Origin of the sequence: Glaesserella australis (assembly GCF_003260095.1) — a bacterium.
Lineage (GTDB): Bacteria > Pseudomonadota > Gammaproteobacteria > Enterobacterales > Pasteurellaceae > Glaesserella > Glaesserella australis.
In genome coordinates, this window is the sequence record NZ_PTPX01000002.1 from 39,215 (window position 1) to 64,941 (window position 25,727).

The 25,727-nt window shown below is 41.2% G+C and carries 23 protein-coding genes and 3 tRNA genes; 14 read left to right on the forward strand and 12 right to left on the reverse strand.

The genetic code is table 11. From position 1 onward, the window contains the following. Positions 1-83: 83 nt before the first annotated feature. Positions 84-1,127, reverse strand: a complete 1,044-nt coding sequence (gene selD, locus C5N92_RS01015) for a selenide, water dikinase SelD (RefSeq protein ID WP_111749028.1) — start codon at positions 1,125-1,127, stop codon at positions 84-86. A 135-nt stretch (positions 1,128-1,262) separates the two neighbouring features. On the opposite strand from selD, the gene C5N92_RS01020 reads away from it, so the two are divergent. The 6 genes from C5N92_RS01020 (at position 1,263) to rsmA (ending at position 7,057) form a co-directional block, all read left to right on the forward strand. After that, positions 1,263-1,697: a type II toxin-antitoxin system RatA family toxin gene (locus tag C5N92_RS01020; RefSeq protein WP_111749029.1), complete on the forward strand. Its 435-nt coding sequence runs from the start codon at positions 1,263-1,265 to the stop codon at positions 1,695-1,697. Beyond that, the gene (locus tag C5N92_RS01025) at positions 1,687-1,983 is read left to right on the forward strand and encodes an RnfH family protein (protein WP_111749030.1); all 297 of its coding nucleotides are present in this window, start codon (positions 1,687-1,689) and stop codon (positions 1,981-1,983) included. The genes C5N92_RS01020 and C5N92_RS01025 overlap by 11 nt, the downstream gene beginning before the upstream one ends. A gap of 153 nt (positions 1,984-2,136) precedes the next feature. Further along, on the forward strand, positions 2,137-3,651 hold the full coding sequence (der, locus tag C5N92_RS01030; RefSeq protein WP_111749031.1) for a ribosome biogenesis GTPase Der: 1,515 nt from the start codon (positions 2,137-2,139) through the stop codon (positions 3,649-3,651). A 14-nt stretch (positions 3,652-3,665) separates the two neighbouring features. After that, entirely contained in the window at positions 3,666-5,093 is a 1,428-nt protein-coding gene (gene hldE, locus C5N92_RS01035; RefSeq protein ID WP_111749032.1) for a bifunctional D-glycero-beta-D-manno-heptose-7-phosphate kinase/D-glycero-beta-D-manno-heptose 1-phosphate adenylyltransferase HldE, read from the forward strand. Positions 5,094-5,155: 62 nt separating this feature from the next. Continuing rightward, positions 5,156-6,094 (forward strand): peptidylprolyl isomerase, encoded by a 939-nt coding sequence (locus C5N92_RS01040; RefSeq protein WP_111749033.1) that lies wholly within the window; start codon positions 5,156-5,158, stop codon positions 6,092-6,094. Positions 6,095-6,190: 96 nt separating this feature from the next. Then, on the forward strand, positions 6,191-7,057 hold the full coding sequence (gene rsmA, locus C5N92_RS01045) for a 16S rRNA (adenine(1518)-N(6)/adenine(1519)-N(6))-dimethyltransferase RsmA (protein WP_111749034.1): 867 nt from the start codon (positions 6,191-6,193) through the stop codon (positions 7,055-7,057). A gap of 165 nt (positions 7,058-7,222) precedes the next feature. Here rsmA and C5N92_RS01050 read toward each other — a convergent pair. The 4 genes from C5N92_RS01050 to C5N92_RS01065 all read right to left on the reverse strand — a co-directional run bounded on the left by C5N92_RS01050 (position 7,223) and on the right by C5N92_RS01065 (position 10,118). Further along, positions 7,223-7,298 (reverse strand) — tRNA-Asn (locus tag C5N92_RS01050). 86 nt (positions 7,299-7,384) lie between these two features. Continuing rightward, entirely contained in the window at positions 7,385-8,140 is a 756-nt protein-coding gene (gene moeB / locus C5N92_RS01055) for a molybdopterin-synthase adenylyltransferase MoeB (protein WP_111749035.1), read from the reverse strand. A 1-nt stretch (position 8,141) separates the two neighbouring features. Next, the gene (gene moeA, locus C5N92_RS01060; RefSeq protein WP_111749036.1) at positions 8,142-9,374 is read right to left on the reverse strand and encodes a molybdopterin molybdotransferase MoeA; all 1,233 of its coding nucleotides are present in this window, start codon (positions 9,372-9,374) and stop codon (positions 8,142-8,144) included. 120 nt (positions 9,375-9,494) lie between these two features. Beyond that, on the reverse strand, positions 9,495-10,118 hold the full coding sequence (locus C5N92_RS01065; protein ID WP_111749037.1) for a MarC family protein: 624 nt from the start codon (positions 10,116-10,118) through the stop codon (positions 9,495-9,497). Positions 10,119-10,198: 80 nt separating this feature from the next. On the opposite strand from C5N92_RS01065, the gene C5N92_RS01070 reads away from it, so the two are divergent. Both C5N92_RS01070 and menC read left to right on the forward strand, forming a co-directional pair. After that, positions 10,199-12,112 (forward strand): ABC transporter ATP-binding protein, encoded by a 1,914-nt coding sequence (locus C5N92_RS01070; RefSeq protein WP_111749038.1) that lies wholly within the window; start codon positions 10,199-10,201, stop codon positions 12,110-12,112. Positions 12,113-12,231: 119 nt separating this feature from the next. Continuing rightward, positions 12,232-13,206 (forward strand): o-succinylbenzoate synthase, encoded by a 975-nt coding sequence (gene menC, locus C5N92_RS01075; protein ID WP_111749039.1) that lies wholly within the window; start codon positions 12,232-12,234, stop codon positions 13,204-13,206. Between the two features lie 29 nt (positions 13,207-13,235). On the opposite strand, the gene pgeF is transcribed toward menC, so the two are convergent. Both pgeF and C5N92_RS01085 read right to left on the reverse strand, forming a co-directional pair. Continuing rightward, a complete protein-coding gene (pgeF, locus tag C5N92_RS01080; RefSeq protein WP_111749040.1) occupies positions 13,236-13,973 on the reverse strand; it encodes a peptidoglycan editing factor PgeF in 738 nt (245 codons plus the stop codon). A gap of 3 nt (positions 13,974-13,976) precedes the next feature. Further along, entirely contained in the window at positions 13,977-14,366 is a 390-nt protein-coding gene (locus tag C5N92_RS01085) for a RidA family protein (RefSeq protein WP_111749041.1), read from the reverse strand. Positions 14,367-14,612: 246 nt separating this feature from the next. On the opposite strand from C5N92_RS01085, the gene yejK reads away from it, so the two are divergent. The 4 genes from yejK (at position 14,613) to wecC (ending at position 18,518) form a co-directional block, all read left to right on the forward strand. After that, positions 14,613-15,614, forward strand: a complete 1,002-nt coding sequence (gene yejK / locus C5N92_RS01090) for a nucleoid-associated protein YejK (RefSeq protein ID WP_111749042.1) — start codon at positions 14,613-14,615, stop codon at positions 15,612-15,614. 61 nt (positions 15,615-15,675) lie between these two features. Continuing rightward, positions 15,676-16,023, forward strand: coding sequence for an outer membrane protein assembly factor BamE (bamE, locus tag C5N92_RS01095; RefSeq protein WP_111749043.1), 348 nt, complete (start codon positions 15,676-15,678; stop codon positions 16,021-16,023). A gap of 93 nt (positions 16,024-16,116) precedes the next feature. Then, positions 16,117-17,247, forward strand: coding sequence for a non-hydrolyzing UDP-N-acetylglucosamine 2-epimerase (gene wecB, locus C5N92_RS01100; protein ID WP_111749044.1), 1,131 nt, complete (start codon positions 16,117-16,119; stop codon positions 17,245-17,247). Then, positions 17,244-18,518 (forward strand): UDP-N-acetyl-D-mannosamine dehydrogenase, encoded by a 1,275-nt coding sequence (gene wecC / locus C5N92_RS01105; protein ID WP_111749045.1) that lies wholly within the window; start codon positions 17,244-17,246, stop codon positions 18,516-18,518. Before wecB ends, wecC begins: the two co-directional genes overlap by 4 nt. A gap of 44 nt (positions 18,519-18,562) precedes the next feature. Here the strand turns inward: wecC and rplY are convergent, their stop codons facing one another. Beyond that, positions 18,563-18,850 (reverse strand): 50S ribosomal protein L25, encoded by a 288-nt coding sequence (gene rplY / locus C5N92_RS01110; protein ID WP_111749046.1) that lies wholly within the window; start codon positions 18,848-18,850, stop codon positions 18,563-18,565. A gap of 285 nt (positions 18,851-19,135) precedes the next feature. On the opposite strand from rplY, the gene C5N92_RS01115 reads away from it, so the two are divergent. Then, positions 19,136-21,649 (forward strand): glycogen/starch/alpha-glucan phosphorylase, encoded by a 2,514-nt coding sequence (locus tag C5N92_RS01115; protein ID WP_111749047.1) that lies wholly within the window; start codon positions 19,136-19,138, stop codon positions 21,647-21,649. A gap of 107 nt (positions 21,650-21,756) precedes the next feature. Here C5N92_RS01115 and C5N92_RS01120 read toward each other — a convergent pair whose 3' ends face one another. From C5N92_RS01120 to C5N92_RS01135, 4 genes are all read right to left on the reverse strand, one after another. Then, a complete protein-coding gene (locus C5N92_RS01120) occupies positions 21,757-23,850 on the reverse strand; it encodes a transglycosylase SLT domain-containing protein (protein ID WP_181015859.1) in 2,094 nt (697 codons plus the stop codon). A 93-nt stretch (positions 23,851-23,943) separates the two neighbouring features. Then, entirely contained in the window at positions 23,944-24,483 is a 540-nt protein-coding gene (gene hpt, locus C5N92_RS01125) for a hypoxanthine phosphoribosyltransferase (RefSeq protein ID WP_111749049.1), read from the reverse strand. A 17-nt stretch (positions 24,484-24,500) separates the two neighbouring features. After that, positions 24,501-24,577, reverse strand: a tRNA-Arg gene (locus C5N92_RS01130). Positions 24,578-24,615: 38 nt separating this feature from the next. Then, positions 24,616-24,692: transfer RNA gene (locus C5N92_RS01135), tRNA-Pro, on the reverse strand. A gap of 170 nt (positions 24,693-24,862) precedes the next feature. On the opposite strand from C5N92_RS01135, the gene folD reads away from it, so the two are divergent. Continuing rightward, the gene (gene folD, locus C5N92_RS01140) at positions 24,863-25,717 is read left to right on the forward strand and encodes a bifunctional methylenetetrahydrofolate dehydrogenase/methenyltetrahydrofolate cyclohydrolase FolD (RefSeq protein ID WP_111749050.1); all 855 of its coding nucleotides are present in this window, start codon (positions 24,863-24,865) and stop codon (positions 25,715-25,717) included. Positions 25,718-25,727 lie beyond the last annotated feature (10 nt).

A 25,727-nucleotide genomic window follows, 5' to 3' on the forward strand; every position in this document is an offset into this window, starting at 1 on the left:
GTAGGGGCGGACCGATGTGTCCGCCCATTTATATCTCAGGTGTTTCGGGCGGACACATCGGTCCGCCCCTACCATTTGGACATCTATTTCACTTCAATCAACGCTTTTTCACTATCCGCTTCAAGCAATCTGCCCACAGGATAAAGTGCAACATTTGCTGCTTTTGCAATTTCTTTAACAGTTTCGACCGCTTGTGGTTTCACCGCAATCAGTAAACCGCCTGACGTTTGTGGATCGCACAAGATCGCTTTTTGTTCATCGCTTAATGGCGAAATTAAATGTCCGTAGCTGTCGAAATTGCGATTTGTGCCGCCCGGTACAGCCCCTTGTACGATATAGGCTTTTACGCCGTCAAGGGTTTGGATTTGGTCGAAATAGACTTCCGCTCGCAAGTTTGAGCCTTGACAGATTTCCGCCAAATGCCCGAGTAAGCCAAAGCCTGTCACATCGGTCATCGCCGTGATTTCTTCCACTTTGGCAAATTCCGCCCCGATTAAGTTCATTTGACACATCACATCACGAGCTAAATTTTTATGTTCAGGCTGTAATTTGCCCTGTTTTTCTGCGGTGGTCAGCACGCCGATACCTAAAGGTTTGGTGAGATACAGCTCACAATCTGCCTGTGCGGACGCATTTTTCTTCACCTGTTCCGTTGAAATAATGCCCGTGACCGCCAAACCAAAAATCGGCTCAGGTGAATCGATAGAGTGTCCGCCCGCTAAAGCAATGCCCGCCTGTTGGCAAGCAAAACGACCGCCTTCGACAATTTGTTGAGCAACTTCGGCAGGTAACTTATTGATTGGAAAGCCTAAAATCGCTATCGCCATAATCGGCTTGCCGCCCATTGCAAAAATATCGCTAATCGCATTGGTGGCGGCAATTCGCCCAAAGTCGAAAGGATCATCGACAATCGGCATAAAGAAATCGGTGGTACTGACGATTCCAACACCATTGCCAATATCGTACACCGCCGCATCATCTTTGGTTTCGTTACCGACTAATAAATTCGGATCGATAAATTTGGCTTGTTCTGTATGCAGAATTTGCTCAAGCACTTTTGGGGAAATTTTACAACCGCAGCCAGCACCGTGACTATATTGGGTTAAGCGAATAGGTTCATTTTGCATTGTTACCTCTTTGTGTCTCTTATTTAACCTAAATAAAGAATGACGAGATTGTACTCTCATTTGCAAAAAATTGACAGTAACCGACCGCTTGTAATGTGGTAAACTATCGCCATTTTTTAGCAAACTCAATTCATTATGCCAACAGTCAATCAATCCGCCCTTGTGCCGTATAGTGCCGAACAGATGTATCGGCTCGTCAATGATTATGAAAAATACCCACAGTTTTTATCAGGCTGTGTTGGTGCAACAACGTTAAGTTTGGGTGATAACGAACTAAACGCCGAATTGGTGATCCAAAAACTCGGCATCAGCCAGCGTTTTAGTACCCATAACACCATGATTCCAAACGAAAAAATCACAATGAAACTGATAAATGGTCCATTTCGCTATTTACACGGAGCTTGGACATTTCAACCTTTTGATGAACAGAGTTGTAAAATCAGCTTGCAGTTGGAATTTGAATTTTCAAGTCCAATGATTAGTATGGTATTTGGTAAAATTTTTAATGAATTAACGCTCAAAATGGTCAATGCCTTTAAACAGCGTGCAAAAGAGGTGTATGGTGTCTGAAAACGGAAAAATCGTGGTGGAAGTAGTTTATGCTCACCCAAATAAATACTTTTTGAAGAAATTAGAATTAGATAGCCCGCTCTCTATTCAAAATGTAATTTTGCAATCGGGCGTGCTACAAAAATATACCGAAATTGATTTGCGTGAAAATAAAGTCGGGATTTTTAGTCGTCCTGCGAAATTGACGGATTTGGTCGAAAATGGCGATCGCATTGAAATCTACCGCCCTTTAATTGCTGATCCGAAAGAGATTCGACGCAAAAGGGCAGAAGAGCAAAAAAAATAGATGTTGTTGCAAATTTGCAAAATTTTCATGAAATCTCACCGCTTGTGGTGGGATTTTTCATTTTCTCTTTCCCGCTATTTTAGAATTTACGCTATAATAGTGCCATTTTGCGTCCATTTAACTTAACGCAAACTAATTTTTAATGAGGTTTATATGACTCCTGTTGTTGCCCTTGTGGGCAGACCAAACGTAGGAAAATCTACGTTATTTAACCGCTTGACCCGTACCCGTGATGCGTTGGTGGCGGATTTTCCCGGCTTAACCCGTGACCGAAAATATGGTCACGCAAACATTGCTGGACACGACTTTATTGTGATTGACACGGGCGGTATTGACGGCACTGAAGAGGGCGTAGAAGAAAAAATGGCAGAGCAGTCGCTGCTTGCTATTGAAGAAGCGGATGTGGTGCTGTTTTTGGTGGACGCTCGTGCTGGCTTGTTGCCTGCGGATGTGGGGATTGCACAATATCTTCGCCAACGTGATAAAACCACAGTGGTGGTGGCGAACAAAACCGATGGGATTGATGCCGACTCGCATATTGCGGAATTTTATCAATTAGGCTTAGGCGAAGTTGAGCCGATTGCGGCGGCACAAGGGCGTGGCGTTACACAGCTTATCGAGCAAGTGTTGGCTCCCCTTGCAGAAAAATTAGAAGAACAAGCGGTTGATTCTGACGAAAATATTGCAAATGATGAGCAAGATGAATGGGATAGCGACTTTGATTTTGATAACGAAGAAGATACGGCGTTATTAGATGAAGCGTTGGAAGAAGATCAGGAAGAAGCAGACGATAAAAACATCAAAATCGCCATTGTTGGTCGCCCAAATGTAGGTAAATCAACCCTTACCAACCGTATTTTAGGCGAAGAGCGTGTGGTGGTTTTCGATATGCCTGGTACAACCCGTGACTCGATTTATATTCCGATGGAACGTGATGGTCAGCAATATACTATCATTGATACCGCTGGGGTGCGTAAGCGTGGTAAGGTGCATTTAGCCGTTGAAAAATTCTCAGTTATTAAAACCTTGCAAGCTATTCAAGATGCGAATGTGGTGTTGCTCACCATTGACGCTCGTGATGGCGTGTCCGATCAAGATTTATCGCTCTTGGGCTTTATTCTCAATGCTGGGAAATCCCTTGTGATTGTGGTGAATAAATGGGACGGCTTGTCGCAAGATGTGAAAGATAATGTGAAATCAGAGCTAGATCGCCGTTTAGATTTTATTGATTTTGCTCGAGTGCATTTTATTTCAGCCTTGCACGGCAGTGGCGTGGGTAACTTGTTTAGCTCAATTCAAGAAGCCTATCAATGTGCCACCAAGAAGATGACCACTTCGATGCTCACTCGTATTTTACAATTAGCTACAGACGATCACCAACCGCCGTTGGTAAACGGTCGCCGTGTGAAATTAAAATATGCTCACCCAGGAGGCTATAATCCGCCGATCATTGTGATTCACGGTAATCAGATCGAAAAATTGCCTGATTCTTATAAGCGTTATTTGTCGAACTATTTCCGTAAGAGCTTGAAAATTATCGGTTCGCCGATTCGTGTCTTGTTCCAAGAAGGAAATAACCCATTTGCGGGCAAGAAAAATAAATTAACCCCAAGCCAGTTACGTAAACGTAAGCGTTTGATGAAATTTATTAAGAAAAGCAAAAAATAATTGAGATTAACATTATGATGATGCAATATTCTCCACAATTTAACCATGCCAAAGTGCTTGTACTCGGTGATGTGATGTTAGACCGTTACTGGTTTGGTTCGACCAATCGAATTTCGCCCGAAGCTCCAGTGCCTGTGGTCAAAGTGCAAGAGAATGAAGATAGAGCAGGTGGTGCGGCAAACGTGGCAATGAACATTGCAAGCCTGAATGTGCCTGTCACTTTACACGGTTTAATTGGACAAGATGACGCTGGGCGTGCGTTGGATAAGCTACTTAGCGAACATCACATTCAAAATCAATGTGTAGCGGTCAGTTCACACCCAACCATTACCAAATTGCGTATTCTCTCTCGTCACCAACAGTTGCTCCGTTTGGATTTTGAAGAAGGTTTTCACAATTTAGATTGCCAAGAACTTCTTGCAAAATTATCGGCGGAAGTAACCGCTTACGGTGCTTTAGTGCTGTCAGATTATGGCAAAGGGACGTTAGATGCGGTGCAACAGATGATCCAAATTGCTCGCCAAGCGAATGTCCCTGTGCTTATCGATCCGAAAGGTACGGATTTTGAGCGTTATCGTGGGGCGACTTTATTAACGCCAAATATGGCTGAATTTGAAGCGGTGGCAGGGCATTGTAAAGATGAAGATGAGATTGTGGCGAAAGGCTTAAAAATGATTGCTGATTTCGATCTTACAGCGTTGTTAATCACCCGTTCAGAAAAGGGAATGACGCTACTTCGTCCAAATCAAGAGCCGTTCCATTTACCAACCCAAGCGAAAGAAGTTTATGATGTCACAGGGGCAGGTGATACGGTGATCAGCGTGTTGGCGACAGCAATTGCAGATGGTCGTCCTTTAGAAGAAGCTTGCTATCTAGCCAATGCTGCTGCTGGTGTTGTGGTTGGCAAATTAGGTACATCAACCGTCAGCCCAAGCGAATTAGAACAAGCCATTCACCAACGTGCAGAAACAGGTTTTGGCGTGGTCTCAGAATCGGAATTAAAAGCCATTGTGCAACAATCAAAAGCCCGTGGTGAGAAAATTGTGATGACCAACGGCTGTTTCGATATTCTTCACCCAGGACACGTTTCTTACCTTGAAAATGCTCGTAAATTAGGCGACCGATTAATTGTAGCGGTAAATACTGATGCGTCGGTAAAACGCTTAAAAGGCGAAACTCGCCCGATCAACGAGTTAGATGCTCGTATGGCGGTATTGGCAGGTCTAGCGTCAGTGGACTGGGTTGTGCCTTTTGGTGAAGATACCCCACAGCGTTTAATCGGCGAAATTTTGCCAGATTTATTGGTAAAAGGCGGAGATTACAAGCCTGAAGAGATTGCAGGTAGCGAAGAAGTTTGGGCAAATGGTGGCGAAGTACGAGTGTTGAACTTTGAAAATGGTTGTTCGACCAGTAATGTTATTAAGAAGATTCAATCTTTGTGAACCTTTTAGTAAAATAGGCTTCTAAATAAGAGTTATTAGTTTAATCACCTAAGGAAATAGACATGAAGTTTTCTCAAGTAAGATCGTTATTTATTGCAGGTTTTGCTTTATTAGCGTTTTCAACCGTGAGTGCAGAAGAAAGGGTTGTTGCAACAGTGGATGGTTATCCTATTATGCAAAGCCAAGTAAAACAGGCACTAGGTAAGAAAGCGAATACGGATGCGAATCGTAAGGCTGCACTAGAGAGCGTTATTGATGATTTTGTTGTTCAACGTGCTATTCAAGAATCTGGTATTAAAATAAATTATGCGTATGTTGATCAGGTTATTGAAAATATTGCTATCCAAAATGGGATTACTTATGGTCAGTTACTTGACTATTTGGATTCTCAACGTATTACATTAAATCAATATCGCCAACAAATTGCTCACCAAATGCTAATGGAACAAGTTCGTCAGCAGAGTATTGGTAAAACAATACAAGTAGAGCCACAACAAGTTCAATCCCTAGCTAAAGAGTTGTTAGAAAAGGCAAAATCTTCTGGTAAGTTACAGACAGTAACAGGAACGGAACATCGTGTAAGTCATATTTTGATTAAGACCACACCAGTTTTAAATGATGCTCAAGCAAAAGCAAAATTAGTTTCTCTTGTTGCAGATATTAAAGCAGGTAAAACAACTTTTGAAGATGCAGCAAAAGCAAACTCTGTAGATTATGCTTCTGGAGCAGATGGTGGAGATTTAGGCTTTAATTTCTTAGATGTTTATGATCCTGCCTTTGCTAAAGTTGCACAAAAAAGTAAAATAGGGGTGATTTCTGCTCCATTTAAATCACAATTTGGTTGGCATGTTTTAAAAGTCACAGATACTCGTCAGGGTGACCGTACAGAAGATGCTTATTTACAGAAAGCTTATGAGCAACTTGTAGATAAGCAAGCTCAAGCGGCATCAAAAGATTGGGTTAAAGTATTAAAAAGTAAATCTGAAATTAAATATTTCTAAATTGAATTTATTTGATGAACCTCGCACTTGCGGGGTTCTTTATTTTATTAAATGTGTAAAAAATAGCGGGAAAGTCACCGCTTATTAGGATATTCAATGAGTTCAAATTCAAAAAAACATCTTGGGCATACTGCTCGTAAACGTTTTGGTCAAAACTTTTTACATGATCAGAATGTAATTCATAATATTGTGGCGGCAATTAATCCGCAAAAAGATCAGTTTTTACTGGAAATCGGCCCTGGTTTAGGAGCTTTGACGGAACCTGTGGCGGATTTGGTTGATCATTTAACAGTAGTTGAACTTGACCGTGATCTTGCAGAACGTTTACGTCATCACCCATTTTTACATCAAAAATTAACGGTAATTGAGCAAGATGCGTTGCGTTTTAATTTCCGTGACTATTTTGACAGCCTTGCTTTAAATGGTAAGCCGGTTAAAGTATTTGGTAACTTACCTTACAACATCTCAACGCCATTGATGTTCCATTTGTTTAAGTTTCATGACTTAATTCAAGATATGCATTTTATGCTGCAAAAAGAGGTCGTTAAGCGGTTATGTGCCGGGCCAAACAGCAAGGCATACGGGCGTTTAACCATTATGGCACAATATTATTGTCAAGTGATGCCTGTGTTAGAAGTACCTCCGTCAGCCTTTAAGCCAGCCCCGAAAGTAGATTCTGCTGTGGTGCGCTTAGTACCTTACAAAACTTTACCGCACCCCGTGAAAGATATTTACTGGCTAAATCGCGTGACGACACAGGCTTTCAACCAACGTCGTAAAACTTTACGTAATGCCCTTTCAACACTATTTAGTGTAGAACAGTTAGATGCATTAGGGATAGATCTCAATTCTAGAGCTGAAAATCTTTCTCTTGCCGATTATGCCCGTTTAGCAAATTGGTTATGTGATAATGCTTTAGAACAACCAGAGAAGGATATAGATTTTACAGATTTAGATGAGTAGAAGAAAAGGCATATAAAACAAGTTTTATATGCCTTTTTTCAAAAAAAAAGCACTCAAACTGAGTGCTAATTCTTTTGATCTAATTCGAGAATGTGTGAATTACTGTTTTATAAAAGGAGACAAATAAAACAAGACCAAAAGCAAAAACTAAAGGAGGAAATCGTTTGGCTCCTCCTGCTGGACTTGAACCAGCGACATACGGATTAACAGTCCGCCGTTCTACCGACTGAACTAAGGAGGAACATAACGATGTGAATAGTAGGGAAATTCAGCCATCTCGTCAAATGGCTAGACTCAACTTTTCAATTCTTGAATAATGGGTGAATTTTAATCTTGTTCTTTACTACAAACCACACAATTTGACTGTTTCGGCAGTTTCATTTCACGTATAGAAAAATGTAATCCATCGATCATCAATAATTTTCCTGATAAGGTTTTGCCGATATTTAAAAGCACTTTGATTGTCTCTAAGGCTTGCAAACTACCGACCACCCCAACAATCGGAGCAATCACACCTGCTTCCACACAGCTCAATACATTTTGCCCGAAAAGCTGGCTTAAACATTGGTAGCAAGGCTCATCTTGGTGATAACTGAATACACTCACTTGCCCTTCAAACCGAATGGCAGAGCCTGACACAAGCGGTCGCTTTGCCTGAAAACAGAGCAAATTAAGCGTATTACGAATATCGACATTGTCGGTACAATCTAACACCACATCAAAAGTCGGAATAAGCTCCACCCATTCACTTTCGGTGAGATGAGCATTAATGGTTTCAATCTCAATATGTGGATTAAGTGCCGACAAACGTTGCTTCGCTGAAAGTACTTTTGGCATATTAAGGGTTGCATCAGTATGCAAAATTTGGCGTTGTAGGTTGGAAAGAGAAACTGTATCAAAATCCACCAACGTCAAATGCCCTACGCCGCCACTGGCAAGATATTGACTTGCCGCACAGCCCAAACCGCCCAAACCAACAATCAACACTCGACTGGCTTTGAGCTTTTCCTGACCGTCAAAATCCACGCTTTTGAGCATAATTTGACGGTTGTAACGTAACATTTCGTGATCGGTGAGTTCCATATTATCTCAATAAATAATTAAACGGCTGAATAACCACTTGCTCGCCCACAGCCACATTGCCACGCTCTTGTTCAAGCACGATAAAACAGTTGCTTTCATTAAAGGCACTGAAAATGTGTGAGCCTTGTGTGCCAACACTTTTCACGTCAAGTTGCCCTTGTTCGTTGGCATAGAAAAAGCCCCGTTGGAAGTCTTGGCGACCGACCGCTTTTTTCAACGGAACAGCGGCACAAGCGGTCAGTTTCGGCGAGAAATTTGCAATTTTTTCATCGGAACTGCCCGCTAGCTTTAACAACGCAGGTTGCACCAGTTGGTAGAAGGTTGCTAATGCAGACACAGGATTACCTGGCAAACCGAAGAACCACGCTTTTTCCAATTTACCAAAGGCAAACGGCTTGCCTGGTTTCATCGCAATTTTCCAAAAGCCGATCTGCCCCAGTTTTTCTAGTACGTCTTTGGTGAAATCCGCTTCGCCCACCGAAACACCGCCGCTGGTAATCAGCACATCGGCTGCTTGTTGAGCTTCTGTAAAGGCTTTTTCAAACAGCACAGGATCGTCAGGCAAAATGCCGTAGTCGAGAATGTCGCAATTCATCTTCTCAAGTAGCAGACGTAACGTAAAGCGATTGGTGTCGTAAATTTGCCCGTCTTGCAATGGGTTGCCGACCGAAACGAGTTCATCGCCTGTAGAAAGAATCGCCACTTTCAAGCGTGGGTAAACCGCCACTTTGTCAATCCCCAACGAAGCCAACAACGGCAGACTTGCCACATTCAGCAAACTGCCTTTTGCCAACACTAAATCCCCTTGTTTCACATCTTCACCAACACAACGCACGTTGTCGCCCTGTTTTTTCGGCGAACGGTTGAAAGTCACAGTGCCGTCAGCATTTAAGGTGGTATCTTCTTGCATTACCACCGTATCCGCTTCGGCTGGCACTTTCGCCCCCGTCATAATCCGCACACAACAACCCTGTGGCATTTCGGCTAAAAATGGGCTACCTGCAAAGGCTTTACCAACAACTTTAAACGTTTGGTATTGTTCAAGATCCGCCATTCGCACCGCATAGCCGTCCATTGCAGAATTATCAAAATTCGGCACGTTAATCGGTGAGAAAATATCTTCCGCACAAAGGCGATTAACCGCTTGATTTAACGGCAGAATTTCTTGAGACGCAGGGCGTGGAAGTTGGTTGAGCATTGTGTCTAATGCTTGAGAAAGAGGGAGTAGAGACATTTTGTGTACCTATAAATGATTTGTAGGGGCGGGGTTTATCCCCGCCCATTAAATGTAAATTCGGGCAGGGATAAACCCCGCCCCTACAAAATATGTAACCTATTCCATTTAGGAAATGGATTACCCCATCTGTGCCTGTGTAATAAAATCTTTCAGCCCAAGCAAGATGTTGTTAATTGCGACCGCAGAGAGAATTAACCCCATTACACGACTGATAATCGCCGCCCCTGCGTGTCCGATAAAGTGTTGGATACGGTTTGCAATTAAAAATAACAGATAGGTGATCAACAAGACGGATAACATAATCCCTGTAGTGACAACCTGATCACCAAAACTATAACGATGGTTATCGGTCAGCAACACCACCGCCATCATCGCGCCAGGTGATGCAATGGACGGCACTGCAAGGGGATAAACGGCTAATTCATGCAAGTTACTTTTCATTTTGATTTCTTGATCGGGCTTGCTTTCCCCAAAAATCATCGTTAAGGCAAACAGCAACAAGACTAAGCCCCCTGCAATTTGGAATGCCGAGAGCGGAATTTGCATTGCGTCAAGTAACCACTGTCCTAAAACTAAGAAAAAGAGTAAAATCCCCGCCGCAATTAAAATCGCATTACGGGCAATCTTACGGCGATCATCGGGAGATAAACCGACGGTTTTGGCTAAGTAAACGGGAATTGAGCCTATCGGGTCAATTACCGCCCAAAGTACAACAAACTGGACAACTAACGAGTCAAACATTTACTTTCCTTGATTAAAAAAACGATGTCGTTATTGTGCAACAAATTCCCCCTAAAACCAAATAACTTATTCAAATTTCAATGATTTTTTTTACAGATTTAACCTTAAAACGTGGTCAAACGATCTTACTTGAACAAGCAAACGCCGTTATTCACACAGGGCAAAAAGTCGGCTTAATCGGCAAAAATGGTTGTGGCAAATCATCTTTGTTTGCCTTGCTAAAAAATGAGCTGTCTGCCGAAGGTGGTGAAGCCAGTTATCCGAAAAATTGGTCAATGGCGTGGGTGAACCAAGAAACGCCCGCCCTTGATATACCTGCGATTGACTATGTGATTCAAGGCGACCGAGAATATACCCAACTCACCGCTCAACTGGAGCAAGCGAATCTTGATAACAACGGCAATTTGATTGCGACACTCCACGCTCAACTTGACACCATTGATGCGTGGAGCATTCAATCCCGAGCCGCCACCTTGTTAAACGGCTTAGGCTTTAGCACGGAACAGCTACAACTGCCTGTCAAGTCTTTCTCGGGCGGTTGGCGTATGCGGTTGAATTTGGCTCAAGCCCTGATCTGCCGTTCCGATCTGCTATTGCTGGACGAACCGACCAACCACTTGGATTTAGATGCGGTGATTTGGTTGGAGCGTTGGCTGAGCAACTATCGTGGTACTTTGCTACTGATTTCCCACGACCGAGATTTTCTCGATCCGATTATCGACCGAGTGTTGCACATTGAACAGCAAAAACTGTTCGACTACACGGGCAATTATAGTGCTTTTGAAATTCAACGAGCGGTCAAATTGGCTCAACAAAATGCAGCTTATCAGCAACAACAGCTGAAAATGGCACATTTGCAGAAATTTATTGACCGCTTCAAAGCCAAAGCCAGCAAAGCAAAACAGGCTCAAAGCCGAGTTAAAGCCCTTGAGAAAATGGAGCTGATCGCCCCTGCCTATGCGGACAGCCCATTCTCTTTTGAATTTAGACAACCGCTTTCATTACCTAACCCTTTGTTAATGATGGAAAAAGTGAGTGCAGGCTATGGCGACAAAACCGTGTTGCAATCAGTCAAACTCAATCTAGTTCCTGGTTCTCGTATCGGCTTACTTGGGCGAAATGGGGCGGGTAAATCAACGCTGATCAAACTGTTAGCAGGGGAAATTCAGGCTCAATCGGGGCATACCCAACTGGCAAAAGGCGTTCAGCTTGGCTATTTCGCTCAACATCAGCTGGACACTTTAAGAGCCGATGAAAATGCCTTGTGGCATTTGGCTCGCCTTGCCCCTGAAAAGACCGAACAGGAACTTCGTAACTATTTGGGCGGCTTTGCCTTTCACGGCGACAAAGTCAAACAAGCGGTCAGTTCGTTCTCGGGCGGTGAAAAAGCTCGGCTGGTGTTGGCTCTGATTGTGTGGCAACGCCCGAATTTATTGCTATTGGACGAACCGACCAACCATTTAGATCTCGATATGCGTCAAGCCTTAACGGAAGCCTTAACCCAGTACGAAGGATCGCTTGTGATCGTTTCCCACGACCGCCATTTGTTGCGTAGTACCGTGAACGAATTTTATCTGGTTCACGACAGCAAAGTGGAAGAATTTAACGGCGATTTGGACGATTACCAAAAATGGCTCAACGAGCTAAATGCTCAACTTGAACTTGCAAAAAAAGCCGACAATCCCACCGCTTCCACAAATGAAAACAGTGCGGTAAACCGCAAAGAGCAAAAGCGTCAAGAAGCCGAGTTACGCCAACAAACCGCCCCACTTCGCAAGAAATTGACGCAGTTGGAAAAAGATCTCGAAAAACTGACCGCTTGTTTAGCCACATTGGAAGAAACGCTTGCTTCCCCTGATATTTACGAAGCCGAAAATAAAGCGAAACTCACCGACACACTGGCAAAACAAGTCGCTACGAAAAAAGCGTTGGAAGATGTGGAGATGGAATGGTTGGACGTGCAGGGGGAGTTGGAAGAGCTGTTGAACAGCTAATTTCATCACTTTGAATTTATTTTTATAGAGTATTGAACAGTGTTGTTACAATCAACATTTTGACTAAATTTAATGATTAACAGATCTTAACTTAAACATTTTCTACTGTAAGGATTCATATGAAAACCGCCCAACTTTACCTCTACGCTATTCCTGTTGAAACAGGGGTTATTTTACGCAATCGCCGTTTAAAACAGCGAGAAGGTTTGATTATTCATTTGCAACAAGATGATAAAGAAGGTTGGGGTGAAATTGCGCCTTTGCCTGAATTTAGCCTTGAAACTTTGGCTCAAGCGGAAATGGCGACTCGTGAATGGATTGAAAAATGGCTTGCGAATCAAGATGAATCACTCGATGATTATCCCCCTTCCGTTGCCTTTGGTATCAGCTGTGCATTGGCAGAACTGGACGGTACTTTAGGCGAACAGGCTAATTTTCACACCGTGCCACTTTGCTATGGCGATCCTGATGAGCTTTATGTGGAGCTTGAACAGATGCAAGGGGAAAAAATCGCCAAAATCAAAGTGGGGCTTTATGAAGCAAACCGTGATGGGTTAATCGCTGATATGTTTTTGGAAGCCATTCCCGATTTGAAATTACGCTTAGATGCTAACCGCTCGTGGAGCTTGGAGAAAGCGTTGCTCTTTGCAAGCAAAATTGCTCCAGAGCGTAAACATCGTATTCAATTTTTGGAAGAGCCGTGCAGAACTCCTGAAATGTCTCGTCAGTTTGCGATGCAATCGGGCATTGCAATAGCGTGGGATGAAACGGTGCGAGAAAAAGATTTTTTGGTAAAAAAAGAGCCGAATCTTACCGCTATCATCATCAAACCAACTCTTGTTGGCTCTATTGACAAATGTGTGGCTTTGATTGAACAAGCACATCATCAAGGCTTGATCGCCGTCATCAGTTCAAGTATTGAGTCAAGTTTGGGCTTGAGCCAATTAGCTCGTTTGGCGTATCAATATACGCCTAATACCTTAGCAGGATTGGATACGTTAGATTTAATGAAAGTCCAATTATTAAGACAATGGGGAGATTCGGCGTTGCCATTGGTGGATTTGAAAAGTGAATTTGTGACCAAAATCATCTAAAAACTGGCACGAATGGTCGTGCCAACTTTCTATTCACTACGCCAAATCAGTGTTGCCATTCGCCCTGTGACGTTGTCTCTACGATACGAGAAAAATTGTTCTGCATCACAGTAGGTACAGTAATCGCCCCCTGAAATATCGGTAATACCAAGTTTGTTTAAACGCTGGCGAGCAATTTGGTAAAGATCGCCGAGAAACTTACCGTTTATCAATTCATCAGGCACAAAGGCTTCTCGTGCTTGGGGATCAACCGCTGCAAACTGCTCAATCACATCTTCACCCACTTGAAACGCCGTTGGTCCAATCGCCGGTCCGAGCCAAACGCTAATGTCTGCAGGATCGCATTCAAATTCGGCAACGGTTGCTTCTAACACGCCATCGCACAAACCACGCCAACCTGCGTGAGCCGCAGCAACTTCTCGCCCATCTTTACTGCAAAACAATGCTGGCAGACAGTCGGCGGTCATCACCAAACAGACTTGATTCGCTTGATTGGTGTAAACTGCATCGGCTTCAAGGTTATCTCCTGCGTAAGGCAAGCGAATAACTCTTGTGCTGTGAGTTTGGGTCAAATAGATGGGAAAATGCGGTAAATTGCCCTGTTCGTGCAAGATCTCACGGTTAGCTTGCACCGATTTAGGATCATCGCTAACGTGATCGCCAAGATTGAAACTATCAAAAGGGGCTTGACTTACCCCACCCTCACGGGTTGTCGTGAAAGCGTGAACAAAATCAGGCACAGACCAATTTGGCAGAATTTTGTTCATTGCTTATTTTCTCACCGCAATCGCTTCAATCTCAATGCCAACATCTTTCGGCAAACGAGCGACTTCAACGCAAGAACGAGCAGGGAAATTTGGGTGATTATTTTCACGGAAAAAGGCTTCATATTCCGCATTCACCGTTGCAAAATCGTTCAAATCTTTAACAAATACGGTGGTTTTTACAATATCCGCCACAGATAAACCCGCTTGTTCGATGATCGCTTTCACATTTTCAAGGGATTGACGAGCTTGAGCCTTAATTTCCGCCGGCACTTCGCCCGTATGTGGATTAACAGGAATTTGCCCTGAAGTCAGCACTAAATTCCCCAAATCGACTGCTTGTACATAAGGTCCAATCGCTTTTGGGGCATTTTCTGTATGAATAACGGTTGTCATAGAATCTCCTTGTGAAGTAAAAAAGAGTGTAGGGACACACTGCGTGTGTCCGTTTTATTGTTAAATATATCATTTTGTTGATACATTGCTTGCGGACACACTCAGTGTGTCCCTACTTTTCATTACCTTTTGCTGAATTATCAACAGCCCCTAGAGTTTGAAAGTTTTTTTATGGTTTGTAAATAGTTATAATAGCGAAATTCAAATTTATCTGTTTTCAATCAAAACAACCCCAGTGAGAATATAATGAGCATCAACGTCACCGAAATTGTTTTACACCAACTTCATCAAACAGCAAGTGAAACGCCTGAACTAAACACTATATTGCGAGAAGATCTTTTAACGATTACCCCTGAAGCTGAACAGATGATGTTGCAACTTCATCAAGCCTACCAAAATAAAGCGAAAGCCTATGGCGTGTTTCAGTCGGAATCCATTTTTGCCCAGCAATTAAACCGCTTGTTAGAAGCGGAAACCGAGTTTTTGCCGTTTAGTCATAGCTGTGCCAAAATGTTGGCGACTGAGTTGGTGAAATATCCTTTTGCATCGGGCGGTACTTTTATTCTCTGCCGTTATACCTTTTTAGCCACAGAGTATCTGTTTATTGCCTTGATTGATAGCCGTGCATCAATGTTGGTTGATGAAAAATTGGAAGTCAAACGCACTGAATATCTCGACATTACCCAATACGATATCGCCTGTCGTATTAATCTCACGGAACTCAAACATAATGCACAATCAAACCGCTATCTCACCTTTATCAAAGGGCGAGTGGGCAGAAAAGTGGCTGATTTCTTTATGGATTTTTTAGGGGCAGAAGAAGGCTTAAATCCGCAGTTGCAAAATCAAACCTTGTTGCAAGCGGTGAGCGATTATTGCGAACAGGGCGAGTTAGACAGCAACCAAACACAAGCGGTGAAAAAGCAGGTATTTGATTACTGCAAAGGGCAAATTAACAGTGGCGAAGAAATTGCGATCAGCGAACTTTCCGCTTCGTTGCCAACACTCAATGAAATTGAATTTGCGGACTTCACCCAACAGCAAGAATATGGCTTAGAAGAAAGCATTCCCCCTGTGCGTAACGCCTTGAAAACCTTAACCAAATACTCAGGTTCAGGCAAAGGGGTAACGATTAGCTTTGATGCAGAATTATTGTCTCAACGTATTATTTGGGATGAACTAAATGATACTTTAACTATCAAAGGATTGCCAGCTAATCTGCGTGATCAGCTAGAACGTAATAAATAATGACATTTAATCGGCGATTTCGGTATAATCGCCAAAGTTTTTGAAAAGAAGGTTATCTACTATGAAAATGAAATCACTGATTGCTGTTTTATTACTTGCTTTGGGTGTAACTGCTTGTTCTACAGTAAAAAAAGTCGTTTATCGCATTGATGTGCCACAAGGTAACTATTTAGAGCAAGATAAGATTGATCAGCTCCAAGTTGGAATGAATAAAGAGCAAGTACAATATTTACTTGGCACACCAATGTTAAGAGATTCATTTGCTCAAAATCGTTGGACTTATGTATTTATTTTACGTAAAGGACATGATGAGCCTATTCAACGCACCTTATTTGTTCATTTTGATAATAAAGGTTTAGTGAGTAATATTCAATTAGATAAGTCTCTTGCTGAATCTGAAGCTCAATAAATATATTGTTAAGATTAATATGGGTATATCCTCATTTCGTATTAAATATAAATGAAATGGGGATTTTTTATTAGAAGTATTAGGTGGTTTTCTATGAAATTTCTTATTGTTTTTGGTACTCGCCCAGAAGCCATAAAAATGGCACCATTAATTAAAGAATTTCAGCATAGAGCTCTCGATTTTAAAGTTTGTGTGACAGGTCAGCATCGTCAAGTTCTTGATCAAGTATTAGATTTTTTTGAGATAAAACCTGATTATGATCTTAATATCATGGGGAGTCAGCAGACATTATCGGAATTAACCTCTCATATATTAATAAAAATTGAGTCCGTTTTAGAAAGTTATCAACCTGACATTATTTTAGTTCATGGAGATACAGCGACAACTTTTGCTATATCATTAGCAGGCTATTATCATAAAATTAATATTGCCCATATTGAAGCAGGTTTAAGAACAGGTAATCTTTATTCTCCTTGGCCTGAAGAAGGCAATCGGAAACTCACGGCAGTATTAGCCAATTATCATTTCGCCCCGACAGAATATGCTAAACAAAATCTATTGAAAGAGAATATAGAATCATCGCATATTTATGTGACCGGTAATACAGTCATTGATGCTTTATCAATGACGATAAGGAAATTAAATAGTAATACTAATATTGGAAAACAATTAAATAGGAAGTTTCATTATTTAAATCAAAAGCAATTTATCCTTATTACTTCACATCGTAGAGAAAATTTAGGTGAATCCTTTGAACATATTTGCCAAGCAATTTTATGTTTAGCTGAAAAGTATTCTGACGTTCAATTTGTTTTTCCTGTACATTTAAATCCTAATGTATTTGAACCTGTGCATCGTTTGCTTTCAAATAAGCCTAATATTCATTTAATCGAACCTCAAGATTATTTGTCTTTTATTTATTTAATGGATAAATCTTATTTTATTTTAACAGATTCAGGTGGTGTCCAGGAAGAAGCTCCGTATCTAGGTAAACCTGTATTAGTTATTCGTGATGTGACAGAAAGAAATGAAGCAGTAGAAAATAAGAATATTAAATTGATTGGTACATCACAAGCAGAAATTATTAAACATGTTTCTTTATTATTAGAAAATATAGAAGAATTTTCTTCTATGGCAAAGATAAGTCATTTTTATGGTAATGGTCAGGCAGCTAAAGCTATTTTAGATATTCTACAGAATTTAAATAAAGGGGATATGCTATGACTCAATTTAATCATATTTCTGTCATCGGATTAGGCTATGTGGGATTGCCTACGGCGGTTGCGTTTGCTCAATCTGGCATAAAAGTCAGTGGCGTTGATATAAACTCACATATTATTAATATGGTTAATCGAGGTCAAATTCATTTTGTTGAGCCAGAATTAGAGATTGCCTTAAAAACGTGTATAAAGCAAAACACATTTTTTGCACGTACAACGCCAGAAGCAAGTGATGCTTTTTTGATTGCAGTTCCTACGCCTGTAGATCATAAAACACATGAAGTTGATTTAAGTTATATTCAATCTGCTATTCAGTCTCTTGCCCCTGTATTGCAGAAAGGGAATATTATTATTTTAGAGTCGACTGTCCCTGTAGGAACGACAGCACTTTTAGCTGATTGGTTAGCGACATCTCGCCCCGATTTGACTTTTCCACAGCAGTTAGGGGAGTATTCAGATATTCGTATTGCTTATTGTCCTGAAAGGGTGTTGCCAGGGAAAATCATGCATGAATTAATGGAAAATGATCGCATTATTGGTGGTATGACTCAAGCCTGTTCAGAACAAGCGGTCAGATTATATCAATATTTTGTTAAAGGTAAGTGTTTGATAACAAATAGTCGTACAGCGGAAATGTGTAAATTGACCGAAAATGCTTTCCGTGATGTTAATATTGCTTTTGCAAATGAGATATCAATGATTTGTGATAAATTAAATATCAATGTTTGGGAATTGATTTCCTTAGCAAACCATCACCCAAGAGTAAATATTTTACAGCCAGGCTGTGGTGTTGGTGGGCATTGTATTGCCGTTGATCCTTGGTTTATTGTAAATAAATCTCCAGAATTGGCTAAATTAATTAAAACAGCCAGAGACGTTAATGATAGTAAACCTAATTGGGTGATTGATAAAGTCAATGAAGCGGTAGTTACTATTTTAAAAGGGCAGCCGACAAAGTCTATCCATGATTTAAGAATTGCTTGTTTAGGCTTGACATTTAAAGCAAATATTGATGATTTAAGAGAAAGTCCCGCGTTATATATTACAGAAAAATTAGCTCACGATTATCCTAATCAGGTTTTGGTGGTAGAACCACATATTCAAGTATTACCGAATAATTTGCTCAGTCAGGGAGTTATTCTGACCGATCTTAAATGTGCAATAGAACAAGTGGATATTCTTGTGATATTAGTTGATCACGATCTTTTTAAAAGCTTGAATTATAACGAGATAAATGAGACAGTTTTAATAGATACAAAGGGGATCTTTCATTAGGATAGGAATAAAAAAACCCACTGCATTCAGTGGGTTTTTGTTCATTAAACGCGTTTAAAGTCTAAGTGAACGAGTTTTGGTTTAGTTGGGTGGCGTTGAATCGCTTGTACTTTTACTTGCTCTTCTTTACCAGCAACAACGATAGTTAAAACTTCGTTGTAGAACGCATCGTGTACTTGTGCGTTGTTTACTTTGTCGTGGTCTAAGATGATTGATACAGCTTCTGCTTTACCACCGTAGATGATTGCAGGCACTTGACCATTGTGACGCAGGCGGCGGCTCGCACCCTTACCTTGCGCCGAACGAACTTCAGCTTCAAATTTGAATGACATAATTAAATTCTCATAAATAAAAAGGGAACCTCAGGTTCCATTAAGATAAAAATAGCAGGCGACCCAGCTATTTCCCTAAAATTTTACGGCAAAAAGCCGAGCGCACATTCTACTAGAATCTCAGTATAAATCAATCGACTTTTTTCTTATCTTCGATGTACATTAGTATAATTTAGTAAGTCAGCGTAATTTTTCGTAATGAAGTAAGCAAAACGAGCAATTTATTGTAGAATATGGCGGTTTTATATACTTTATATTTTGTCTTATTTACTAGGAGTAAAACGAATGGCAAATACACAGCCAACCACACATCTAAGTCCAGAAAATATCCAAAATGTCAAAAATGCCATTTTGCATAAACTTGTTTTTGCTTTAGGCGTAGAACCTCGTGAAGCGAGCAAACGGAATTGGTTAAACGCATCACTTCGTGTTGTACGTGATCTTTCTACGGAATCTTGGTTACAAACTCGTCGTAGCCAAGCGGCAAATACCAGTCGCCGTGTTTATTATCTTTCAATGGAATTTTTAATGGGAAGAACCTTTAGTAATGCAATGATTGCTGAAGGTGTTTACGATTTAATCCGTGCAGCATTGGATGAGCTAGGCCAAGACATCGAAGAAATCATCAATGAAGAAGGCGATCCAGGTTTAGGTAACGGTGGTTTAGGTCGTTTAGCTGCCTGTTATATGGATAGTTTAGCAGCGATGAAAATTCCTGCGATTGGCTATGGTATTCGTTATGAATACGGTATGTTCCGCCAAGAGATCAAAAATGGCGAACAAGTGGAAAATCCTGATTACTGGTTAGAAAAGGAATTTGCATGGCCTTATTTGCGTTCAAGTAAAAAATTCCCTGTGCGTTTTGGTGGCAGAACTTGGCAAGAGGGCAAAAAAACCGTATGGCAACCAGATGAAGAAATTATCGCTCAAGCCCACGACCAACTTGTTCCAGGCTTTGAAACCACTGCAACCAACAGCTTACGCTTATGGTCTGCTCACGCTGGTGAAAAATTATTCGGCTTAGCAGACTTCAACCGTGGCGACTATTTCGCTGCAATGAGCCAACAAAACAGCTCTGAAAACGTGTCTCGTGTGCTTTACCCTGATGATTCAACCTACAACGGTCGTGAATTGCGTTTACGTCAAGAGTATTTCCTTTGCTCTGCGTCTGTGCAAGACATCGTGCGTCGTCACGAAGTGGAATCAGGTTCTTGCTTGAACTTGGCTGAAAAAGTGGCAATCCATTTAAATGATACCCACCCAACCCTTGCAATTCCAGAGTTAATGCGTATTTTAATTGATGAAAAAGGTTACAGCTGGGAACAAGCGTGGAACACTACTCGCAAAGTATTCTTCTACACTAACCACACTTTAATGAGTGAAGCGTTAGAAACCTGGCCAGTGGAAATGGTAGCACGTATTTTACCACGCCACTTACAGATCATTTTTGAGATCAACGATTGGTTCTTACAAGAAGTACGTGAAAAATTCCCAGGTGATGAAGCGTTAGTTCGTCGAGTATCTATTATTGATGAACATGGCGATCGCCGTGTCAGAATGGCTTGGTTAGCGGTTATTGCATCAGGCAAAGTCAATGGTGTAGCGAAAATTCACTCTGACTTAATGGTTGAATCTATTTTTGCCGACTTTGCGAAAATCTACCCAAATCGTTTCACGAACGTCACAAACGGTGTAACACCTCGTCGTTGGATCCATATCGCAAACCCAGGTTTAGCGTCTATTTTAGATAAACATATTGGCAAAAACTGGCGTACCGATTTAACCGAATTAGATAAATTCAACGCATTTGTTGATGATGCTGACGTACAAGCGGAAGTGGCTGCGGTGAAAGTAGAAAACAAACGCAAACTCGCCGCTTACGTTGAACAAACGCAAGGGATCAAACTCAACCCTGAAGCGATTTTTGACGTACAAATTAAACGTATCCACAAATACAAACGCCAACAGTTGAATGTGTTGCATATCATTGCACACTACAACCGCATTTTAAGAAACCCAACGGCAGATTGGCAGCCTCGCGTCTTTATCTTCGCAGGTAAAGCGGCAAGTGCTTATTATGCAGCGAAAAAAGTGATCCGTTTAATCAACGATGTGGCGAACGTAATCAACAACGACAGCCGTATTCGTGATTTAATCAAAGTGGTCTTTATCCCGAACTACAGCGTCAGCCTTGCACAGTTAATCATTCCAGCAGCAGACGTATCGGAGCAAATTTCTCTTGCAGGTACAGAAGCGTCAGGGACATCGAATATGAAATTCGCCCTAAACGGCGCATTGACGATTGGTACGTTAGACGGTGCAAACGTAGAAATTTTAGACCGTGTTGGCAACGACAACATCTTTATTTTTGGTAACACCGTAGAGCAAGTAGAAGAATTACGTCGTAATGGCTACTCACCATATCACTACTACGAAAAAGACGGCGAATTAAACGAAGCGATCTCACAAATCTTAAACGGCAAATTCTCGCCAGAAGATCCGTATCGCTATCAAGATTTAATTCTGTCATCAGGCGACTACTACCAAGCTTGTGCCGATTTCCGTAGCTATGTTGATGCACAAGAGAAAGTGGCTGAATACTTCCGTAATAAGAAGGCGTGGACACGTTCGGCGATCATCAACATTGCGAATATGGGCTACTTCTCTTCAGACCGCTCTGTGTTAGATTATGCGAGAGACATTTGGAAAATTGAACCAATGAACGAAACGCAATTGTCTTCACAACCGAAAGTAGCAGAGATGATGAGTGATACAAGTAAGTTGCTGATTATCAAGTAATGGTAACGCTACAAGCGGTATGTTTTGCTGAGAATTTTGCAAATTTTAGACGGAATCTAACCGCTTGTTAGCTATAAAAAATGGACGCTTATGCGTCCATTTTCGTTTTAATATTTCCGTGTTAACTCTTCCTTGGTAAACATCATCAACGTTGGGTGACCTTGAAGGAACTGGTTATAGTAATCATAGGCTAACACATTTTGTACATAACCACGGGTTTCTAGGAAAGGAATAGATGCAATAAATTCGTCCATTGCAAGTGTGCCATTCGCTCTTTCTAACCAACGTGTCACACGATGTGGCCCTGCATTATAAGCCGCTGCAATTAAAATACGATTATTTGGATATTTTTCATTGAGTTCGGCAAGGTGTGCTGTGCCTAGCATAATATTCTTAAAGGGATCAAGGAGATCTCTTTCTGCGCTATAAACTAACTGACTATTTTTTGCTGTTTGGCTGGCGGTTGATGGTAACATTTGCATTAATCCCAACGCATTTGCATGTGAGCGAGCTTGGAAATTCCAAGCGCTTTCTTGGCGAGCGATTGCCATCGCAAAGGTTTTTGTCACTGACTTACTTTGTAGATTGAGATCAAACCAATCAGAGTAGGCATTTGGTAAACGAAGTGACAAATAGTCCCACGCTTTTGCTTGAATGGTTCCTTCAACGGCTAAGTCGTACCAATCTTGCTGTAGCGCAAATTCACTGAATGCAATTTTTTCTTCAAAACTGACCGCTTGTAAAAGATCTACCCAAGCTAATTTAGCCTGGCTAAAACGTTTTAAGTGTCTTAGTTCAGTGATGCGATCAAGTTCAGGTTTAAATTTTGCAAGTTGCTCATCGCTTAATGGCGTGACTTGAGGTAACGTTGGTTGGTAGGGCTTGCCTAATTGCTGAGCGGCAAGCATTGGGTAAAATCCCCGCTCTTTTGCAAGCTCAGTCAGTAAATTTTGTTGCAGAGCAGGGTAGGCTTTCGCCAGCCAGTAGCGCCATTCCACTTTGGATTTTCCTTCATCGCTTAAAATTTCTAACCACTCTTTGAGATCACTTTTTTGCCAAATTGCCATGCGTAAACGGCGTTCGGTTAAATGATCTGCTTTTAACGTTTTTAGTTGCTCATCTCGCCAAAGTTGAAAAATCGGATCGCTATTATCAAAAATTTGGTTAATAAAACTGATTTTCCAAGAGCGTAATTCGTCTGCGGTAAGTTGCCATTTTTCAGCCCAAGCTTGATAAGGTGAAAAATCGGGTTTATCGGTCTGTTCCGAAAGCGTTTTGACAAATTTTGGAAACGCATTTATGACGATTTGTTTGTTTTGTTCTGCAAGCGGTTGGTTTTCAACAAAATTTTGCAATTGGTTTGGGGAATTAACCAGTTGTTGTAAAGCGGTTAGCCATTGAGCTAATTCACTCTCTTTTGTATTCAATGCTAAATCAGCAATGCCATTTTTACTATTTTGGGTAAAGAGATTAAGGGCTTTCTGTTTGATTTTTTCGGCAGTTTTCAAACCTTGATCTCGCCAATAACTTTCAATGCTTGCACAACTTGATGGTAGCGTTTCATTGGTGAGCCATAGTGTCTCAAATTGAGCAAGCAGTTGATTCATCTCTGTAGATGAATGCATTGGCTGATTTCCTGCTTGTTCTGCTTCTGGATTTGGTTGGAGTTTTTCTGCCACTAATTGATATTGCGCACCAAGCACTTGGCATTGGCTATCAATGCCTTCAGCCATAACTTGTTTACTGTAATCAAGCAAGGCTGCAAATTGTTGCTGCTGATAGAGCATCTCTATTGGGCGTTGATTTAGCTTGTTTCTTTTGGCAGTGTTGGGATACTGATTTGAAAATTGAATAATATCTTCGGTTGTCGCTTGATTGGCTTTCATCTTCGCTTTCAGCAATGCCCAAGCGATCTCTTCTTGAAGGGGATAGCCGTTTAATGTGGATTGTAATTGATTGATGATCTGCAAGAGCGGCACAGAGAGTTCCCCTGTTCGTTCTGCCGCTTGGAGCAACGATTCTAGCTGAAGAAAATTCTCCCGTTGTTGCTGACGTTTTTTTTCATCAAGCTGAATTTGTTGCGTCCAGGATTGTTTAAGTTGCTGTACTTCCGCATCACTCCATACTTTAGTTGTAGGCGTTTGATTTGCCCATACATAAGTTGTTGTGATACATAATGCTAACAGTGTTTTTTTCCACATAATGATTATCCTATTTTATCCGTGCTACTTAGAATACAAAAACCGCTTGAAGTTTCACACAACAAGCGGTTTGTTTTGATATATATTTTGCAATTATTCTTCGATCACAACTTTAGCAATATAGTCTAAGTTACGGTAGCGTTGTGCATAGTCAATGCCATAGCCGACAACAAATTCATCTGGAATCGCAAAGCCAACCCATTCGACTGGCACATCAATTTCACGGCGAGATGGCTTGTCTAAGAGTGTGCAAATCGCCAAAGAAGACGGCGCTCTGAGATTAAGAATGTCACGGACTTTGCTTAAGGTAAAGCCAGTGTCAATAATATCTTCAACGATTAACACATCTTTCCCTTGAATTTCGCTATCCAAATCTTTAAGGATTTTCACATCTCGGCTAGACTCTGTGCTTAATCCGTAACTTGAAGCGGTTAAAAAATCAATTTCAACAGGAAGATCAAGATGGCGAACGAGATCAGCCATAAACATAAAAGAACCACGTAGTAGCCCAACAACAACAAGACCTTGGCTATTATTGTGCTGATAGTAGTGATTAATCTCTTTAGCAAGTTCTACGATACGTTGTTGAACTTCTTGGGTAGAAATGAGCGTTTCAATGTGATGCTTTTTCATAAACAAGCCTAAATAAATGGCACGCCCTAAAGGATTCGAACCTTTGACCCACGCCTTAGAAGGGCGTTGCTCTATCCAGCTGAGCTAAGGGCGCAAATAAAAAGTTAACAGGGAAGTTTAATATGAAAGGAGTGGTCGGCGAGATAGGATTTGAACCTACGACCCACTGGTCCCAAACCAGTTGCGCTACCAAGCTGCGCTACTCGCCGCCGTAAATATGGTGAGCATTATAGGTGATTTCTTTGTCTCGTCAATAAGTTTTTGATTCATCTAAATTAAATGCATGTTCTTTAAACATTATGCATAATTAATACTTACTTAAAGGGATTTTTTTTGAGAAAATAACAAATAATTCCGCATTTTATCTTTAGGAGAATTTATGTCCGCACAAGTGATTTCTGGTAATACATTGGCGAGTAAAATTAAAGAAGAGATTTCAACACACATTTCATTACATATCGCTCAAGGTAAACGTGCGCCTGGGTTAGCGGTCATTTTAGTTGGAGCTGATCCCGCATCTCAAGTGTATGTTGGTAGCAAGCGTAAAAGTTGTGCAGAATTAGGGATTATATCCAAATCTTATGATTTACCAGAAACAACCACGGAACAGGAATTACTCAATTTAATTGAAACATTGAACCAAGACGAAACTGTCGATGGTATTTTGGTTCAATTACCACTCCCCAAACAGATAGATTCTACAAAAGTCATTGATGCAATTCGTCCAGATAAAGACGTAGATGGCTTTCATCCTTACAATGTAGGGCGATTATGCCAGCGTATTCCCACTCTAAGGGCTTGTACACCTTACGGCGTGATGAAATTACTTGAAACGACGGGCGTCAATTTATATGGTAAACATGCAGTTATTGTTGGTGCATCAAATATTGTTGGTCGCCCTATGGCATTAGAGTTGTTATTAGGTGGTTGTACAGTAACTGTTACTCATCGTTTTACACAAGATCTTGAAAGCCACGTTCGCCAAGCTGATATTCTGGTTGTTGCAGTAGGTAAGCCGCGATTTATTCCGGGTGAATGGATTAAAGAAGGGGCTATTGTGATTGATGTGGGGATTAATCGTGTGGATGGTAAGTTAGTGGGAGACGTGGAATATGATGTTGCGTCACAAAAAGCGAGTTTTATTACGCCAGTCCCTGGAGGTGTTGGACCGATGACCGTGGCGATGTTGATGCAAAATACTTTACAGGCTTATCGCCAACACTTAGGTTTATAGCAAGAAAAAG

What these genes read in the sequence shown, in the direction of transcription:
- folD (WP_111749050.1), top strand. Translation starts at nt 24,863, where the DNA reads ATGTCCGCACAAGTGATTTCTGGTAATACATTGGCGAGTAAAATTAAA.
- wecC (WP_111749045.1), top strand. Translation starts at nt 17,244, where the DNA reads ATGACTCAATTTAATCATATTTCTGTCATCGGATTAGGCTATGTGGGA.
- pgeF (WP_111749040.1), bottom strand. Translation starts at nt 13,973, where the DNA reads ATGAACAAAATTCTGCCAAATTGGTCTGTGCCTGATTTTGTTCACGCT.
- moeA (WP_111749036.1), bottom strand. Translation starts at nt 9,374, where the DNA reads ATGTCTCTACTCCCTCTTTCTCAAGCATTAGACACAATGCTCAACCAA.
- C5N92_RS01025 (WP_111749030.1), top strand. Translation starts at nt 1,687, where the DNA reads ATGGTGTCTGAAAACGGAAAAATCGTGGTGGAAGTAGTTTATGCTCAC.
- C5N92_RS01115 (WP_111749047.1), top strand. Translation starts at nt 19,136, where the DNA reads ATGGCAAATACACAGCCAACCACACATCTAAGTCCAGAAAATATCCAA.
- der (WP_111749031.1), top strand. Translation starts at nt 2,137, where the DNA reads ATGACTCCTGTTGTTGCCCTTGTGGGCAGACCAAACGTAGGAAAATCT.
- C5N92_RS01020 (WP_111749029.1), top strand. Translation starts at nt 1,263, where the DNA reads ATGCCAACAGTCAATCAATCCGCCCTTGTGCCGTATAGTGCCGAACAG.
- menC (WP_111749039.1), top strand. Translation starts at nt 12,232, where the DNA reads ATGAAAACCGCCCAACTTTACCTCTACGCTATTCCTGTTGAAACAGGG.
- hldE (WP_111749032.1), top strand. Translation starts at nt 3,666, where the DNA reads ATGATGATGCAATATTCTCCACAATTTAACCATGCCAAAGTGCTTGTA.
- hpt (WP_111749049.1), bottom strand. Translation starts at nt 24,483, where the DNA reads ATGAAAAAGCATCACATTGAAACGCTCATTTCTACCCAAGAAGTTCAA.
- rsmA (WP_111749034.1), top strand. Translation starts at nt 6,191, where the DNA reads ATGAGTTCAAATTCAAAAAAACATCTTGGGCATACTGCTCGTAAACGT.
- wecB (WP_111749044.1), top strand. Translation starts at nt 16,117, where the DNA reads ATGAAATTTCTTATTGTTTTTGGTACTCGCCCAGAAGCCATAAAAATG.
- moeB (WP_111749035.1), bottom strand. Translation starts at nt 8,140, where the DNA reads ATGGAACTCACCGATCACGAAATGTTACGTTACAACCGTCAAATTATG.
- selD (WP_111749028.1), bottom strand. Translation starts at nt 1,127, where the DNA reads ATGCAAAATGAACCTATTCGCTTAACCCAATATAGTCACGGTGCTGGC.
- yejK (WP_111749042.1), top strand. Translation starts at nt 14,613, where the DNA reads ATGAGCATCAACGTCACCGAAATTGTTTTACACCAACTTCATCAAACA.
- C5N92_RS01065 (WP_111749037.1), bottom strand. Translation starts at nt 10,118, where the DNA reads ATGTTTGACTCGTTAGTTGTCCAGTTTGTTGTACTTTGGGCGGTAATT.
- C5N92_RS01120 (WP_181015859.1), bottom strand. Translation starts at nt 23,850, where the DNA reads ATGTGGAAAAAAACACTGTTAGCATTATGTATCACAACAACTTATGTA.
- C5N92_RS01070 (WP_111749038.1), top strand. Translation starts at nt 10,199, where the DNA reads ATGATTTTTTTTACAGATTTAACCTTAAAACGTGGTCAAACGATCTTA.
- rplY (WP_111749046.1), bottom strand. Translation starts at nt 18,850, where the DNA reads ATGTCATTCAAATTTGAAGCTGAAGTTCGTTCGGCGCAAGGTAAGGGT.
- C5N92_RS01085 (WP_111749041.1), bottom strand. Translation starts at nt 14,366, where the DNA reads ATGACAACCGTTATTCATACAGAAAATGCCCCAAAAGCGATTGGACCT.
- C5N92_RS01040 (WP_111749033.1), top strand. Translation starts at nt 5,156, where the DNA reads ATGAAGTTTTCTCAAGTAAGATCGTTATTTATTGCAGGTTTTGCTTTA.
- bamE (WP_111749043.1), top strand. Translation starts at nt 15,676, where the DNA reads ATGAAAATGAAATCACTGATTGCTGTTTTATTACTTGCTTTGGGTGTA.